At 72.1% G+C, this 15,831-nt stretch carries 11 protein-coding genes and 3 tRNA genes; 5 read left to right on the forward strand and 9 right to left on the reverse strand.

Annotated features, from left to right (window positions below; all coding sequences use genetic code 11):
* Nucleotides 1-33 precede the first annotated feature (33 nt).
* Entirely contained in the window at nt 34-393 is a 360-nt protein-coding gene (locus BLT82_RS20195; protein WP_093656777.1) for a hypothetical protein, read from the reverse strand.
* A gap of 489 nt (nt 394-882) precedes the next feature.
* Here BLT82_RS20195 and BLT82_RS38835 point away from each other — a divergent pair, with 489 nt between their 5' ends.
* Nucleotides 883-1,725, forward strand: a complete 843-nt coding sequence (locus BLT82_RS38835) for a transposase (RefSeq protein ID WP_208867993.1) — start codon at nt 883-885, stop codon at nt 1,723-1,725.
* On the opposite strand, the gene BLT82_RS20205 is transcribed toward BLT82_RS38835, so the two are convergent.
* From BLT82_RS20205 to BLT82_RS20215, 3 genes are all read right to left on the reverse strand, one after another.
* Nucleotides 1,685-1,758, reverse strand: a tRNA-Ile gene (locus BLT82_RS20205). The genes BLT82_RS38835 and BLT82_RS20205 overlap by 41 nt on opposite strands.
* Before the next feature lie 177 nt (nt 1,759-1,935).
* Nucleotides 1,936-2,008, reverse strand: a tRNA-Asn gene (locus tag BLT82_RS20210).
* Nucleotides 2,009-2,013: 5 nt separating this feature from the next.
* Nucleotides 2,014-2,086, reverse strand: a tRNA-Asn gene (locus BLT82_RS20215).
* A gap of 252 nt (nt 2,087-2,338) precedes the next feature.
* Between BLT82_RS20215 and BLT82_RS20220 the strand changes: the two genes are divergently transcribed.
* From BLT82_RS20220 to BLT82_RS20235, 4 genes are all read left to right on the forward strand, one after another.
* Nucleotides 2,339-2,638, forward strand: coding sequence for a hypothetical protein (locus BLT82_RS20220; RefSeq protein ID WP_093656779.1), 300 nt, complete (start codon nt 2,339-2,341; stop codon nt 2,636-2,638).
* A gap of 198 nt (nt 2,639-2,836) precedes the next feature.
* Entirely contained in the window at nt 2,837-4,276 is a 1,440-nt protein-coding gene (locus BLT82_RS20225; protein WP_093656969.1) for an FGGY family carbohydrate kinase, read from the forward strand.
* 373 nt (nt 4,277-4,649) lie between these two features.
* Nucleotides 4,650-6,383 carry an ABC transporter ATP-binding protein gene (locus tag BLT82_RS20230; protein WP_093656781.1) on the forward strand — a complete coding sequence of 578 codons (1,734 nt, stop codon included), beginning with the start codon at nt 4,650-4,652 and terminating at the stop codon, nt 6,381-6,383.
* Complete coding sequence (locus BLT82_RS20235) at nt 6,383-8,311, forward strand: ABC transporter ATP-binding protein (RefSeq protein WP_093656783.1); 1,929 nt, start codon at nt 6,383-6,385, stop codon at nt 8,309-8,311. Before BLT82_RS20230 ends, BLT82_RS20235 begins: the two co-directional genes overlap by 1 nt.
* A gap of 65 nt (nt 8,312-8,376) precedes the next feature.
* Here BLT82_RS20235 and BLT82_RS20240 read toward each other — a convergent pair whose 3' ends face one another.
* The 5 genes from BLT82_RS20240 to BLT82_RS20260 form a co-directional block, all read right to left on the reverse strand.
* Nucleotides 8,377-9,687 (reverse strand): RNA polymerase sigma factor, encoded by a 1,311-nt coding sequence (locus BLT82_RS20240; RefSeq protein WP_093656785.1) that lies wholly within the window; start codon nt 9,685-9,687, stop codon nt 8,377-8,379.
* A 122-nt stretch (nt 9,688-9,809) separates the two neighbouring features.
* On the reverse strand, nt 9,810-11,717 hold the full coding sequence (gene dnaG / locus BLT82_RS20245) for a DNA primase (protein WP_093656787.1): 1,908 nt from the start codon (nt 11,715-11,717) through the stop codon (nt 9,810-9,812).
* A gap of 9 nt (nt 11,718-11,726) precedes the next feature.
* Nucleotides 11,727-12,995, reverse strand: coding sequence for an NAD(P)/FAD-dependent oxidoreductase (locus tag BLT82_RS20250; protein ID WP_093656789.1), 1,269 nt, complete (start codon nt 12,993-12,995; stop codon nt 11,727-11,729).
* A 301-nt stretch (nt 12,996-13,296) separates the two neighbouring features.
* Nucleotides 13,297-14,649, reverse strand: coding sequence for a deoxyguanosinetriphosphate triphosphohydrolase (locus BLT82_RS20255; protein WP_093656791.1), 1,353 nt, complete (start codon nt 14,647-14,649; stop codon nt 13,297-13,299).
* Nucleotides 14,650-14,747: 98 nt separating this feature from the next.
* On the reverse strand, nt 14,748-15,710 hold the full coding sequence (locus BLT82_RS20260; protein WP_093656793.1) for a sirohydrochlorin chelatase: 963 nt from the start codon (nt 15,708-15,710) through the stop codon (nt 14,748-14,750).
* Nucleotides 15,711-15,831 lie beyond the last annotated feature (121 nt).

The following is a 15,831-nucleotide window of genomic DNA, read 5'->3' on the forward strand; positions in this document are numbered from 1 at the left end:
CTTCCCGGGCCGGGCACGGCGAGAGCGATGGGTTTATGAGAGTTTCTTGCACACACCTGTGACCGAGATTCCGATGCCGCCCTTGTTGTCACCTGCCTGGGCGGCGATTTCCGTCGGTACCGGTCCGGCGCCGAGCATGATGTCCCACTTGCCCGACGAAAGCGCGGTGAGTTCCACCTCCAGGGTGCTGTCGATCTTCCACCCCCGTGTCTGCAGGCGGTTGGTGATGAGGGTGAGTTCAGCGCGGCCGGGGATCTTGGGTGTCAGGATCGCGCCGGATGCCATGCAGGGGGGAACCTTCGCGGCGGCAGCGCGTTTGTCCTCCACGACGCGGAAGTGGTTTTCTCCGACGTTCTTTGCGGCGTAGCGGAGGTCGCTCAGTACCTGCTCCATGGTCTTCTCAGCGACTGGCGACGCCTTCCCAGCAGGCGGCGGCGATGCCGTCGCGGAGGCTCCCGGCGTTGTTGTCCCGCCGGCGCCTGCGCAGGCGGTGAGCAGCAGCGTGGCCGCGATCGTGGCGGCGATTGCCGTGGAGTATCTGAGCCCTGTCAAAGTCCCACCCCTGGGTGATGCGGACCCGGTATGGAGCACCAGGTCAGAAGAGGTGAGTGTGCCAGGCCGCCTCCGCGTCCGTCCACGAGTTGTTTGACCAGCGTGGCGGCGTTCAGTTCCGCCTTGCGTACGGAGTTGTTAAGCCCGAGGGTCAGGGTGGCGCCCGCGGTGACCACGGCCCACGACGCCCCGGGGCTCGTAGGGCGGCCAGTCGCGGACGGCTATGGCCAGCGGCATCGTCCGTGGCGCCGTCGACGAAGGGCCTTGACCCCGGATCTTGAACACTTGAGACGTGGATCTTGAGGATCTGAGAACGGACAGCTTGTGGTCATGAAGCACTATCCGCCGGAGTTCAAGGCGGACGCGGTCGCTTTGTACGAGTCGCGGCCAGAGGCGACGATCAGGTCGGTCGCCGCTGATCTGGGGGTCAACCCGGAGACGCTGCGGAACTGGTCCGGGCGGCCGGCGCGAGCCGGCCCCGCGGACGCGGGCGGAGGCGCCTGCCGGGCCGCCCACGCCGCTGGAGGCGGAGAACTCCGCTCTGCGCAAGAAGGTCCGCGAGTTGGCGGAGGAACGCGAGATCCTGCGGAAGGCCGCCAAGCATTTCGCCGGGGAGACGCGCTGGTGAACCGCTTCCAGTTCGTCGCCGACCCCCAGCGCCGCTACGGCGTGAAGCGACCGTGCAGCATCCTCGGCATCGCCCGCTCCAGCTTCTCCTACCGGCGCCGAACGGCCGCGGACCGGACCGCCGGCCAGGCCCGCCGACGCCCAGCTCGCCGCCCGGATACGGGCCGTGCACCGGGAATCGGACGGCACCTACGGCGTTCTCGTGAACAGAGCCAGGGCCGATTGCCGGTTTCCGTAGCACTCCAAACGCGAGGCCGGGTGGACCAGCGAGCCCACCCAAGACCCCAAGCCCTGATTCTTACCGCACGCGACGGCATCCACCTTGATCACTTTACAGGGCAGATTAGACTCATCGGTCATCAGGCTTATTTCGGACACATCGCGTCCACTGCGTGTCCACTGGATCTTGTTCCAAGGAAAGCAATGGCCCCCTCACATGATTGGCGAGGGGTCTCACTACTGCGTTTGCGCAGGTCAGATCGTTTCTGCTACCTGCGGCGCTCGGTGGGGCGGGTGGGACTCGAACCCACGGCCGACGGATTATGAGTCCGCTGCTCTAGCCGGCTGAGCTACCGCCCCCAACGGCGCGTCGCGCACATTTGTGCGCGCCGTCTGCCGCAGCATAGCCGCTCATACGATCTCCTGCTTCGGATGGTCGGCAACGCCACGATCATGAAGACTGCGCTGCCGTCCGCCCGGTTCCACGCCAGGACGACAACATGAAAAAGGACCCCGAAGGGTCCTCTTCCTCTTCTGCTCCCCCGGCTGGACTCGAACCAGCAACCCTCCGGTTAACAGCCGAATGCTCTGCCAATTGAGCTACAGGGGACCGCGCTCCCCCGACTGGACTCGAACCAGTAACCTGCCGGTTAACAGCCGGCTGCTCTGCCAATTGAGCTACAGGGGATTGTCGCGTGTGCACCGAACGTACCTACCCCGGGCGTTCCCAGGCGGCGCTCGCTCGCTGCGACACATACATTAGCGCAAGCAGGGGGGTGCTCCGCCAATCGGTTCCCCCGGTGACCACGCGGTGAGCTCCGGGCAGGCGCCCGCGGGTGATCGCAGGGTGATCTCGGGGCCATGCGGGTAGGCGAGCACCACAGCCTCACGGTCCGTATCGAACCGGCGTCGGCGACGACGCCTGCGAAGGGTGGCAGCCATGCGCTACCGGCTCACGTTCATGGCCGGAATCGGTGTGGGATACGTGCTCGGCGCGCGGGCCGGGCAGGAGCGCTACGAGCAGATGAAGAAGGCGGCAAGGGAGTTCGCGCAGAACCCCGCCGTGCGGAACGCGGCGGACTCCGCCGCGCAGACGAGCCGCGAGGTGGCGGGCAAGGCGCTGCACGTGGTGAGCGACAAGGTCGGCGACCGGATGCCCGACGCGGTGGCCGAACGGGTGCGATCGCTCCGGCAACGGAGCCAGGGCGGCGAGGACGACTGGGGCACCAGCAACACGTGACCCCCGCGCCGGTCCCGGCCTCGGCCCCGGCACATGGGTGAGCCCCGCACGGTCCGTGCGGGGCTCACCCATGTGCCGGGGCCGCCCGCCGTCACGGGACCGCGCGGGGGCGGGGACCGGGATGCCGGCGGAGCTCGCCCCCGCCCCGTTCAGCGGCCCACGGCCGTGGGAGTGGCGCGAGTGCGGCAGAATCTGGGCATGGGGATAGTCGCCGGGCTGGACAGTTCGTCCGCATTCACTCGCATCGTCGTCTGCGACGCGGACACGGGCGCCGTACTGCGCCAGGGATACGCGCCGCATCCCGTCGAGGCCAAGGCCACCGATGTCGATCCGCAGGCGTGGCTGCTGTCGCTGGGCGAGGCCGCGGCCGGCGGACTGCTCGAGGGCGTGCAGGCCATCGGCGTGTCCGCCCAGCAGCACGGGCTGATACCGCTGGACTCGTCCGGCGCGCCGGTGCGGCCCGCGATGGTCGGAAACGACAAACGGGCCCAGGCCGCGGCGGCCGATCTGGTCGAGGCGTTCGGCGGGCGGCAGGCGTGGGCCGAGGCCGTCGGCTGCGTACCCCAGTCCGGGCTGCCCGTGTCGAAGCTGCGCTGGCTGGCGCGGACCGAGCCGGAGGCGGCCCGGCGCACCGCGCTGGTGCTCCAGCCCCACGACTGGCTGGTGTGGCAGCTGCTCGGCCGCCCGGTGCGCAGGACGACGGACCGCGGGGCGGCGTCGGCGACCGGCTACTGGTCCGCGGGCACCGGCTCGTACCGCCCCGATCTCGTCGAGCTGGCGCTCGGCCACCAGGCGGCGCTGCCCGAGGTGCTGGGCCCGTCCGATGCCGCCGGGACGACCCCGGAGGGCCTGCTGATCTCGGCCGGCACCGGAGAGACCATGGCGGCCGCGTTCGGGCTCGGGCTCGGCAGCGGCGACGCGGTGGTGTCCCTCGGGGCCACCGGTTCCGTGATGGCGATCCACCACGAGGCGCTCGCGGACCCCTCCGGGATGATCACGTCGTTCGCCGACGCGACCGGGATGCATCTGCCGGTGGTGCACACGCTCAATGCCGTACGCGCACTGCGCGGCACCGCCGAGATGCTCGGCGTCGAGGATCTGTCGGAACTGTCCGCGCTGGCGATGAAGTCCACCCCGGGCGCCTCCGGCCTGGTGCTGCTCCCCTATCTGGAGGGCGAGCGCACCCCGCACCTGCCGCACACCGCCGGCACCCTGACGGGACTGCGGCGCGAGTCGATGAAGCCCGAGCACCTGGCGCGTGCCGCGTTCGAGGGCATGCTGTGCTCGCTGGCCGACGCGCTGGACGTGCTGCGGGGGCGGGGCGTGGTGGTGCGCCGGGTGTTCCTGCTGGGGCAGGCCGCGGAGCTGCCCGCGATCCAGGCGGCCGCCCCCGCGATCTTCGCCGCACAGGTCGTCGTGCCGCAGCCCGCCGACTACGCGGCGCTGGGTGCGGCCCGGCAGGCGGCATGGGCGCTCGGCACGGCGCAGGGGACGCTCGCCCCGCACACCCCGCCGTCCTGGCAGGGGGCGGCCGCGCAGGTCTTCGAGGCCGGCGAGGAACTCGCCGTCGGCCAGGCGGTGCGCCAGCAGTACGCCGCGACGCGCGAGCAGATCCACCCGGGGGCGTTCAACCCCTGACCGCTGGCCCGCATCGGGCCGGACGACGACCCACCGGAGCACGGGCCCCGGCCGCGCAGGCTCCGGTCCCGGTCACTCCGCCCCGAACGGCCGTTCAGGCCCGGGCGGTTGCCGGCCCGGTACCGAACGTCCGCTTCGCCGGGCCCGGCGCCCCCACCGCACGCCGTCCCGGCGGGGCGAGGGCCCGCCCGCGCCCCGGCGTTCGCATCGGTCGCGGGTCCGCGGAGCGCGGCCCGGACGCAGGGCCGGCGGGGCCGCGGTCCACGCGCGGGTTCTTGACCGGGCCTTGGCCAAAACCCTTGGGCACCCGGCGGCCCGGTGTCGGAGTATGGGGCGACTCCACGAATGCCGCCGAACCGAGAGACAGCCGCGCGTGCTCATACGACTCCTCCGGACGTTCCTGCGTCCCCACCGACAGGCGATCACCCTGCTGGTGACGCTGCAACTGCTCCAGACCAGCGCCACCCTCTATCTGCCCACACTGAACGCGGACATCATTGACAACGGTGTCGTACGGGGAGACACCGGATACATCCTGACGTTCGGCGCGTTGATGATCGCCGTCAGCGTCGTCCAGGTGGTGTGCAGCATCGGGGCCGTGTACTACGGCGCACGGACCGCGGCCGCGCTCGGAAGGGACGTACGGGCCGCTGTGTTCGACCGGGTCCAGTCGTTCTCGGCGCGCGAGGTGGGGCACTTCGGCGCCCCGTCCCTCATCACCCGTACGACCAACGACGTCCAGCAGGTCCAGATGCTGGTGCTGATGGCGTTCACGCTGATGGTGTCCGCGCCGATCATGTGCGTCGGCGGCATCGTGCTGGCCCTCTCCCTGGACGTTCCGCTGTCGGCTGTGCTGCTCGCGGTCGTCCCGGTCCTCGGCGTCTCCGTGTCGCTGATCGTCAGGAGGATGCGGCCGCTGTTCCGGACCATGCAGGAGCGGCTCGACACCGTGAACCGGGTGCTGCGGGAGCAGATCACCGGCAACCGCGTCATCAGGGCGTTCGTGAAGGACTACTACGAGGAGGAGCGTTTCCGCGGGTCGAACACCGAGCTGACGGACGTGTCGATGGCGACGGGCCGTCTGATGGCGCTGATGTTCCCCATCGTGATGACCGTCGTGAACGTGTCGAGCATCGCCGTCGTCTGGTTCGGCGCCCACCGCATCGACAGCGGCGGGATGCAGATCGGCGCGCTCACCGCGTTCCTCGCCTATCTGATGCAGATCGTCATGGCCGTCATGATGGCCACCTTCATGTTCATGATGGTGCCGCGCGCCGAGGTCTGCGCGGAGCGCATCGAGGAGGTGCTGGCCACCGAGTCGAGCGTCGTGCCGCCGCTCGCGCCCGTGCGCGAGACGACGCGCCACGGGCATCTGGAGCTCCGCGCCGCCGACTTCCGCTACCCCGGAGCCGAGGAGCCGGTGCTGCGCGGGGTGGATCTGGTGGCCCGGCCCGGTGAGACGACCGCGATCATCGGCTCGACGGGCAGCGGGAAGTCGACGCTGCTGGGTCTGGTCCCGCGGCTGTTCGACGTCACCGGCGGCGAGGTCCTCGTCGACGGGGTGGACGTGCGGGAACTGGACCCGGTGCTGATGGCGCGGACCGTCGGGCTCGTACCGCAGAAGCCGTACCTCTTCTCGGGGACGGTGGCGACGAACCTACGCTACGGGAATCCCGACGCGACCGACGAGGAGCTGTGGCAGGCGCTGGAGGTCGCGCAGGCCGCCGGTTTCGTGCGCGAACTCGACGGCGGGCTCGACGCGCCCGTCGCCCAGGGCGGCACGAACGTGTCGGGCGGTCAGCGGCAGCGCCTCGCGATCGCGCGGACGCTGGTGCAGCGGCCGGAGATCTATCTGTTCGACGACTCCTTCTCCGCGCTGGACTACGCGACCGACGCGGCGCTGCGCGGCGCGCTGGCGCTGGAGACGGCCGAGTCGACGGTGGTGATCGTCGCCCAGCGGGTGTCGACCATCCGCGACGCCGACCGCATCGTGGTCCTCGACGAGGGCCGGGTCGTCGGCACGGGCCGCCATCACGAGCTGATGGCGGGGAACGAGACGTACCGGGAGATCGTCCTCTCCCAGCTTACCGAGGCGGAGGCTGCCTGATGGCCGGTCCTGGCGGACGCATGATGATGGGCCAGTCCGGTGAGCGGTCCATGGACTTCAAGGGCTCGGGACAGCGCCTGCTGCGGCAGTTGCTGCCGGAGAGGCGGGCCCTGTGGGTGATGATCACGGCCGGTGTGCTGAGCGTGGGGCTGTCGGTGGTCGGCCCGTGGATCCTCGGCAAGGCGACCGACCTCGTCTTCGCGGGTGTCGTGGGCCGGGAGATGCCGGCCGGGCTGTCGCGGGACCAGGCGGTCGAGGCGCTGCGCGAGCGCGGCGACGGCGGTCTGGCGGACATGCTGTCCGGGGTGGACTTCACGCCCGGCAGGGGCATCGACTTCACGGCCGTCGGCGGGGTGCTGCTGGTGGCGCTCGCCGTGTTCGCGGCGGCGGGGCTGCTGATGCTGGTGTCGACGCGGGCGTCGATCCGGGTCATCAACCGGACCGTGTACCGGATGCGCGAGGACGTGCAGGCGAAGCTGGCGCGGCTGCCGCTGTCGTACTTCGACAAGGCCAAGCGCGGTGAGGTGCTGAGCCGGGCGACCAACGACATCGACAACATCTCGCAGACCATGCAGCAGTCGATGGGCCAGCTCATCAACTCCCTGCTGACGATCGTCGGCGTGCTGGTGATGATGTTCTGGATCTCACCGCTGCTGGCCCTGGTCGCGCTGGTGACCGTGCCGCTCTCGGTGGTGGTGGCCGCGAAGGTCGGCAAGCGGTCGCAGCCGCAGTTCGTCCGGCAGTGGCAGTCCACGGGCCGGCTCAACGCGCACATCGAGGAGATGTACACCGGCCACGCGCTGGTGAAGGTCTTCGGGCGCCAGGGGGAGTCGGCGGCCGACTTCGCCGAGCAGAACGAGGCGCTGTACGAGGCCGGGTTCCGGGCGCAGTTCAACAGCGGGGTCATGCAGCCGCTGATGTTCTTCGTCTCCAACCTCAACTACGTCCTGGTGGCGGTGGTCGGCGGGCTGCGGGTCGCGTCGGGCACGCTGTCCATCGGCGACGTCCAGGCGTTCATCCAGTACTCGCGCCAGTTCTCGATGCCGCTGACGCAGGTGGCGTCGATGGCGAACCTGGTGCAGTCCGGGGTGGCCTCGGCCGAGCGGATCTTCGAGCTGCTGGACGCCGAGGAGCAGGCTCCCGACCCGATCCGCGGGGCACCCCGGCCCGAGGAACGGCGGGGCGCGGTCGCGCTGGAGAAGGTGTCCTTCCGCTACGACCCGCAGAAGCCGCTCATCGAGGATCTGTCGCTGGCGGTCGAGCCCGGGCAGACGGTCGCGATCGTCGGTCCGACGGGGGCCGGCAAGACCACACTCGTCAATCTGCTGATGCGCTTCTACGAGGTGACGGGCGGCCGGATCACCCTGGACGGCATCGACGCGGCCACCATGTCCCGGGACGACCTGCGGGCCGGGATCGGGATGGTGCTGCAGGACACCTGGCTGTTCGGCGGCACGATCGCGGAGAACATCGCCTACGGCACCGCGCGCGAGGTCACCCGGGAGGAGATCGAGGAGGCGGCGCGGGCGGCCCACGCCGACCGCTTCATCCGCACCCTTCCCGACGGCTACGACACCGTCATCGACGACGAGGGCTCGGGCGTCAGCGCGGGCGAGAAGCAGCTGATCACCATTGCGCGGGCGTTCCTGTCGGACCCGGTGATCCTGGTGCTGGACGAGGCGACGAGCTCGGTCGACACCCGTACCGAGGTGCTGATCCAGAAGGCGATGGCACGGCTGGCGCACGGGCGGACGTCGTTCGTGATCGCGCACCGGCTCTCCACGATCCGGGACGCGGACGTCATCCTGGTGATGGAGAACGGCTCGATCGTCGAACAGGGCACGCACGACGAGCTGCTGACCGCGGATGGCGCGTACGCGCGGCTGTACGCGGCGCAGTTCGCGCAGGCGGTCGCCGAGGTCGACTGAGCGCGGCGCCGTGCCGGGGGCCCGCCGGGCCCCGTCGGCCCCCTGCCCGGGGGGCTCGGCGGGGCTCAGTCCAGATAGCCGCGCAGCTGGTCGGCGTAGGCGTGGTCGCGAAGCTTGCCGAGCGTCTTGGACTCGATCTGGCGGATGCGTTCGCGGGTGACCCCGAAGATCCGGCCTATCTCCTCCAGGGTGCGGGGCCGGCCGTCGGCCAGTCCGTAGCGCAGCTGGACGACCTTGCGCTCACGTTCGCCGAGCGTGGAGAGGACCGCTTCGAGGTGTTCGCGGAGCAGCAGGAAGGCGGCGGACTCCACGGGTGACGCGGCGTCGCCGTCCTCGATGAGGTCGCCGAGGGCGACGTCGTCCTCCTCGCCGACCGGCGCGTGCAGCGACACCGGTTCCTGGGCGAGACGCAGCACTTCGCCGACCCGTTCGGGCGCCAGGTCGAGCTGGGCGGCGACCTCTTCGGCGGTGGGCTCGTAGCCGCGCTCCTGGAGCATGCGGCGCTGGACGCGTACGACCCGGTTGATGAGCTCCACGACGTGGACGGGCACGCGGATCGTCCGGGCCTGGTCGGCGAGGGCGCGGGACATGGCCTGGCGGATCCACCAGGTCGCGTACGTCGAGAACTTGTAGCCGCGCGCGTAGTCGAACTTCTCCACCGCGCGGATCAGTCCGAGGTTGCCCTCCTGGACGAGGTCGAGCATCGTCAGCCCGCGGCCCACGTACCGCTTGGCGACGGACACGACGAGGCGCAGATTGGCCTCGATCAGCCGGCGCTTGGCCATCCGGCCCATGACGACGAGCTTGTCGAGGTCGAGGGCGAGCTGGGAGTCCAGGTCGGGAGTGCGCCTGAGCTTCTCCTCCGCGAAGAGACCCGCCTCGACCCGGCGGGCGAGTTCCACCTCCTCGACGGCGCTGAGCAGCGGGATGCGCCCGATCTCCCGCAGGTACTGCCGGAACAGGTCGGACGAGGGACCTGCCCCGCCGGCTTCCCTGCGGGCCGGCAGCTCGGGAGGCCCGGGTGACTCGAAGAGCGCAGGCGGCGCGGGAGGTTCGTACGACTCGGGAGGCTCGGCCGGTTCCGCCGGACCGGGGCCTTCCTGCGCCGCCGTGCCCTCCGGCACCGGCGGGGTCTCGTTCTCGGGGTGGTGCGCTGCCCGGCTCTGCGGCGGGACCGCCGCGACCGGTTCGGCTTCGGTCAGGGTCCGGGTCTGCACGGGGGCGACCTCCAGGGTGGGTGCTGCCGGTCGGGGGGCAGGCGGCAGCGGGACGGGGACGGCGGCCGGGCCGCTGTCCGTCCCGTACACGATGAGCGGATCCGCGGGGTTGAGTGGCCCACCTGCCGTGGACCGGCCGCGCTCCGGGGACTCAGGCACCGCACCCCAGTGTGGGGTACGACACATCACTGCCACGAGGGGCGTGCGGTGACTTTTTGCGTCCGGTCCGTGACCGCGCGGTTACCGGCTCGCCCGGGGAACCCGCGGGCCGCCGAGGGCCCTCAGAGCGCGTCCGCGCCGCGGTTGCGCAGCGACTGGGCGTACTGCTGGAGCACCCACAGCTCGTTCTGCACGGCGGCGGCCTGCTCGGGGCCGGCGTGGGCGCCGAGGCGGGCGAAGGTGCCCTGGACCTCGCGGATGCGGCGGTCCACGGCGCGCAGCCGGACCTGGACGAGCTGGACGCCCGCGTAGCCCTCGTCGACGGTCCTGGAGTGGACGGCCTCCACGGCGAGTTCGGTGACCATCGCGCGGACGGCGTCGTCGGGCGCGGCCTCCCGGACGCGCGCGAGGTAGCCGGGCGGATCGGGGACGCCGAACTCGGCGCCGCCTGCGTCGGCGATCGCCTGGCGCACGGCGGCGTACGGCGGGGCGGTGAACTCGTCCGCCCCGTAGGCGTCGAAGGCCGGCGAGACCAGCTCCGGGTGCTGGAGCGCGAGCTTGAGCAGCTCGCGCTCGGTGCGGTGGGCGGGGCTGCGCAGATTGAGCGCGGGCCCGCTGGGCCGCGGGGAGGGGCCCGCGGTGTCGTACGCTTGGGCCTGGCGGGCGGGGGCCGGCCCCTGGCCGCCGCCGCTCCCCCGCTCCCGTGCCCACCGGGCGAGCTGGGAGACCCGGCGGACCACGAACTGGGTGTCGAGGATGCCTAGCAGGCCGGCGAGCTGGACGGCCACCTCGTGCTGGGAGGCGCTGTTCTTGATCCGCGCGACGATCGGCGCCGCCTCGTCGAGGGCGGCGGCGCGGCCGACCGGGGTCTCCAGGTCGTAGTTCTTCACGATCTGCCGGATCGCGAACTCGAACAGCTGGTTGCGCGGCTCGGCCAGCTCGCGCACCGCCTCGTCGCCCTTGGCGAGCCGCAGATCGCAGGGGTCCATGCCGTCGGGGGCGACGGCGATGAAGGTCTCCGCGGCGAACTTCTGGTCGTCCTCGAAGGCCCGGAGCGCGGCCTTCTGGCCCGCCGCGTCGCCGTCGAAGGTGAAGATCACCTTGGCGCTGCCGTTGTCCATCAGCAGCCGGCGGAGGATCTTGATGTGGTCGCCGCCGAAGGCCGTGCCGCAGGTCGCGATCGCCGTCGTGACACCCGCGAGATGGCAGGCCATCACGTCCGTGTACCCCTCGACGACCACGGCGCGGCTGGACTTGGCGATCTCCTTCTTCGCGAGGTCGATGCCGTAGAGCACCTGGGACTTCCGGTAGATCGCGGTCTCCGGGGTGTTCAGGTACTTCGGGCCGTTGTCGTCGTCGCGCAGTTTGCGCGCGCCGAAGCCGACGACATCGCCGGAGATGTCCCGGATCGGCCACATCAGCCGGCCGCGGAAGCGGTCGATGGGGCCGCGGCGGCCCTCCTGGGAGAGGCCGGAGAGCAGCAGCTCCTTGTCGGAGAAGCCCTTGCCGCGCAGATAGCGGGTGAGGTGGTCCCAGCCTGCCGGGCTGTAGCCCACGCCGAAGTGCTGCGCGGCCGCCTGGTCGAAGCCGCGCTCCGCGAGGAACTTCCGGCCGATCTCGGCCTCCGCGCCGTCGAGCTGCTCCGTGTAGTACTGGGCCGCGATCCGGTGGGCCTCCACCAGCCGGATGCGCTCGCCCCGCTGGTGGGCCGGGTTGTACCCGCCCTCCTCGTAGCGCAGGGTGATGCCGGCCTGGGCGGCGAGGCGCTCGACCGCCTCGGAGAACGACAGATGGTCGACCTTCATCACGAAGGTGATGGTGTCCCCGCCCTCCTGGCAGCCGAAGCAGTGGAAGAGGCCCTTGCTCGGACTGACCTGGAAGGAGGGGGACTTCTCGTCGTGGAAGGGGCACAGGCCCTTGAGGTTGCCGCCGCCCGCATTGCGCAGCTGGAGGTACTCGGACACGACGGAGTCGATGGGGACCGTGTCCCGCACCGCCTTCACGTCGTCGTCATTGATCCTTCCCGCCACGCGTAAATCTTAAGGGGCGGGTGTGACAGCTCCGAGCGGAGTGCCCGGATCGGCGAGGGCGTCCGTGTCCACGGCCCTGCCGGAGCGGATCAGGCCCTGGATGTCCTCCGTGACGTCCCACACGTTCACGTTCATCCCGGCGAGGACCTTCCGGTCCTTCAGCCAGAAGGCGACGAACTCGCGCTTCCCGGCGTCCCCGCGCAGCACGACCTGGTCGTACGTGCCGGGCGGGGCCCAGCCCGAGTACTCCATCCCGAGGTCGTACTGGTCGGAGAAGAAGTACGGGATCCGGTCGTAGGAGACCTCGCGGCCGAGCATGGCGCGGGCGGCGGCGGGGCCGCCGTTCAGGGCGTTGGCCCAGTGCTCCACGCGCAGCCGGATGCCGAGGAGCGGGTGGTGCACGGCCGCGATGTCGCCGGCGGCGTAGATGTCCGGGTCGGAGGTGCGCAGGGAGGCGTCCACGGCGACGCCGCCGCCGTGCGCGCGGTCGACGAGCGCCAGGCCGGCGGCCTCGGCGAGGCCGGTGCGCGGGGCGGCGCCGATCGCGGCGAGGACGCTGTGGGCGGGGTGCTCGTCACCGTCCTCGGTACGGGCGGCGAGCACCATGCCGTCCTGCCCGACGATCTCTGTGAGCCGGCTGCCGAAGTGGAAGCGGACGCCGTGGTCCCGGTGCAGATCGGCGAAGAGCTGCCCCAGTTCGGGGCCGATGACCTGGTGCAGCGGGGTCGGCTCGGGCTCGACGACGGTGACCTCGGCGCCGTAGCCGCGGGCGGCGGCCGCGGCCTCCAGGCCGATCCAGCCCGCCCCGGCGATCACCAGATGGCCGTTGTCGCGGCCGAGACTGGCCAGAACCTGACGCAGCCGGTCGGCGTGGGCGAGCCGGCGCAGATGGTGGACGCCGGCCAGATCCGTGCCCGGCACCTCGAGCCGGCGGGGCTCGGCGCCGGTGGCGAGCAGCAGTTTGTCGTAGTGGACGGCGGTGCCGTCGCCGAGCAGTACGGACCGGCCCTCCCGGTCGACGGCGGTGACGGACTGGCCGAGATGCAGCTCGATGTCGTGCTGGGCGTACCAGGCGGGCTCGTGGACGAAGACGACGTCGCGCTCCTCCTTGCCGGTCAGATACCCCTTGGAGAGAGGCGGCCGCTCGTACGGGTGGTCGCGTTCGTCACCGATGATGATCACCCGGCCGGTGAAGCCCTCGTCACGGAGGGTCTCCGCGGCCTTGGCCCCGGCGAGTCCCCCGCCCACGATGACGAAAGTCCGATGTGCGTCGACCACTTGTTGCCTCCCTGTTCACGGCCGGAGGTCCCGGAGGTGTCCTCCGGGATGACACAGCACGCTACGCCGCCTTCCTGCGAGCGTCCCGCACGGAGCGTGATGGCGGAAGAGGGGGCGCTCCGGTGGGCGTACCGGAACGGCTGGATCCGGCCCCCGAGATCGCCGGGCGGCCGGGCACCCGCCCCGGCGGTACGGGGCGGGCGGCCGCGCGGGACCCGGGCCGCCGCCCGGCCGGAACGCCCGGTCACCGGGCGGCGCGCGCGGGCGGGCCGGACGCCTCCGGGGCCACCGGGGCGCCGGGTCACCGGGCGTGCGGGCGCAGCCTGGTGTGCAGGGCTCGGGCGGAGGCGTCGGTGAGGGAGGCGATCTGGTCGACGATCACCCGCTTGCGGGCCCGGTCGTCGGGGGCGCTGTCGAACATCGCCCGGAACTGCGGGTCCAGGCCCTCGGGCGCCCGGGCGACGAGGGCCTCGGCCAGTTCGGCGACGACGACGCGCTGGTCCGCGCGCAGGGCCTCCTGCTCCGCGCGCTGCATGACGTAACGGTCGGCGACCGCCTTCAGGACCGCGCACTCCAGGCGGGCCTCCTCCGGGACGACCAGCTCGGCGGCGTACCGGGTGAGCCTGCCGGTGCCGTACGCCTGCCGGGTGGCGCCCTCGGCGGCCAGGCAGAACCGGCCGATGAGCTGGCTGGTGGCGTCCTTGAGCCGGGCCTGGGCGACGGCTGAGCCGTCGTAGCCGTGCGGCCACCACTCCTGGTCGACGAGGCGGTCGAGAGCGTCCGCGAGGGCCTGCGGATCGGTCTCCTCGGGGACGTAGCGGCCGACGGCGACCGCCCAGATCTCGCCGCGCTCGGCCTCGGACAGCAGCACGTTCGGGTCGATGTGGCCCGCGTGGAGGCCGTCCTCGAAGTCGTGGACGGAGTACGCCACGTCGTCCGACCAGTCCATGACCTGGGCCTCGAAACACTTGCGGTGCACCGGGGCGCCCTCCCGCACCCAGGCGAAGACCGGCAGGTCGTCCTCGTACACGCCGAACTTCGGCGAGCCCGGGTCGCCGGGCCGGCCGCCGCGGGACCAGGGGTACTTGGTGGCCGCGTCGAGCACGGCCCGGGTGAGGTTCAGCCCGACGCTGATCAGCTCGCCCCCCGACTCGGGTGCGGCCGAGGTGACCGCACCGGAGAGGACGAACCGTTTCGGCTCGATCCTGGTGAGCAGCCGCAGCGACTGGGCGTTGCCCTCGAAGCCGCCGCAGTCCTGCGCGACGTCGTTGAGGGCCTGCTCGCCGTTGTGCCCGAAGGGCGGATGGCCCATGTCGTGGGCGAGGCAGGCGGCCTCCACCAGGTCCGGGTCGCAGCCGAGGGCCGCGCCCAGCTCCCGGCCGACCTGGGCGCACTCCAGGGAGTGGGTCAGGCGGGTGCGGGGGCTCGGGTCCCACGCCGCGCTGCGCGAGCCGGGCGTGACCACCTGGGTCTTGCCCGCGAGCCGGCGCAGCGCCGCGGAGTGCAGCACCCGCGCACGGTCGCGCTGGAAGGCCGTGCGCCCCGGGCGCTTGTCGGGCTCGGGGGCCCAGCGCGCGGTGGCCGCGTCGTCGTACTCGCAGGGATCGCAGGGGTGTGCGCAGTGATCGGTGCCGGTGCCCGTGGTGCCTTCCATGCCCCCGACGGTAACGGCAGTCGCCGGGGCTGTGTCCGCACGGCGCCGTCGGCCCGGAGGGCGGTGCGGGACTTCGCGGGCACGGCCCGGAACCCGGCTCAGGCGCTGACCAGCAAACGCGGGCCGGCGGCCGCGCACACGTTCCGGGCCTCGTCGTAACGCTGCAGCACGAGCCGGGCGAGCGCGGGGTGGGCACCGATCGGCGCGGCCGCGATCCACGGCGCCGCACTGCGGGAGGCGGTGGCGAACCGGCCGGGCGCGGTGAAGTACGAGGCCACGGCCACCCGGTGCCTGCCGCGGGCGGCCAGGGCGCGCAGCGCCTCGGGGACGGTGGGCGAGACGGCGGAGGCGTAGGCGGGAAGGACGGGCACCCCGCCGAGCCGCTCGGTGAGCATCACCGCGGTGCGGCGGGCGTCGGCGGCAGACGCGGGGTCGCGTGATCCGGCGGCGGCGAGGACCACCCCGGCGCCCCGGCCGCCGTCCTCCGATCCGTGCCATCCGGCCTCGACGAGCCGGTCGTGGAGCGCCTCGACGAGCAGGGGGTGCGGGCCGAGCGGCGGGGCGATCCGGGCCCGCACCCGGGGCGCCGCGGCGACGGCGGCGGGGATGTCGTGCTTCACGTGGAAGCCCCGGCCGAGCAGCAGCGGCACGAGCACCGCCTCGCGGTCGCCCAGACCGGCGAGGGTGTCCGGGAGCAGCGGTTCGTCGAGTTCGATGTGCCCGAGCCGCACGTCGGCGCCGGGGCGCAGTTCCCGCACCCGGTCCAGCAGCCGGGTGACGGTCCGCAGGGAGCGGGGGTCCCGGCTGCCGTGTGCGACGGCGACGAGTACGGGAGCGGAGGCGGCACCGGGCTGCCCGGCGGCCGCCCGGGCCGGGAACGGGGTGCCCGCGGCGGCGGACGAGGGGCTGGGAGAACTCATGGGTCTGCGCACTCCGTTGAGCTGGACGTGACTGAGCTGTGCCCCGAGCTGCGCGCCGATGCGGGTGAGCAGCTGCGCGGTGCTGTCGAGGGGCAGCGGGTTCGGGGCCAGTGACTCGCGAGGGTGTGCCGACTCCGTCATGAACCGATACTGGCGGGCGCAGGTTGCCGCGTCGTTGCGCGGTGATGACGGGTGTTTACCGCGGCCTCACGGGGCCGCCGGGGGCGATGTCAGGAGCAGCGGAGGGGCGTCGTCGGGAAGT

It is taken from the genome of Streptomyces wuyuanensis (assembly GCF_900103455.1).
Taxonomy (GTDB): domain Bacteria; phylum Actinomycetota; class Actinomycetes; order Streptomycetales; family Streptomycetaceae; genus Streptomyces; species Streptomyces wuyuanensis.

What these genes read in the sequence shown, in the direction of transcription:
- BLT82_RS20195 (WP_093656777.1), bottom strand. Translation starts at nt 393, where the DNA reads ATGGAGCAGGTACTGAGCGACCTCCGCTACGCCGCAAAGAACGTCGGA.
- BLT82_RS38835 (WP_208867993.1), top strand. Translation starts at nt 883, where the DNA reads ATGAAGCACTATCCGCCGGAGTTCAAGGCGGACGCGGTCGCTTTGTAC.
- BLT82_RS20220 (WP_093656779.1), top strand. Translation starts at nt 2,339, where the DNA reads ATGCGCTACCGGCTCACGTTCATGGCCGGAATCGGTGTGGGATACGTG.
- BLT82_RS20225 (WP_093656969.1), top strand. Translation starts at nt 2,837, where the DNA reads ATGGGGATAGTCGCCGGGCTGGACAGTTCGTCCGCATTCACTCGCATC.
- BLT82_RS20235 (WP_093656783.1), top strand. Translation starts at nt 6,383, where the DNA reads ATGGCCGGTCCTGGCGGACGCATGATGATGGGCCAGTCCGGTGAGCGG.
- BLT82_RS20255 (WP_093656791.1), bottom strand. Translation starts at nt 14,649, where the DNA reads ATGGAAGGCACCACGGGCACCGGCACCGATCACTGCGCACACCCCTGC.
- BLT82_RS20260 (WP_093656793.1), bottom strand. Translation starts at nt 15,710, where the DNA reads ATGACGGAGTCGGCACACCCTCGCGAGTCACTGGCCCCGAACCCGCTG.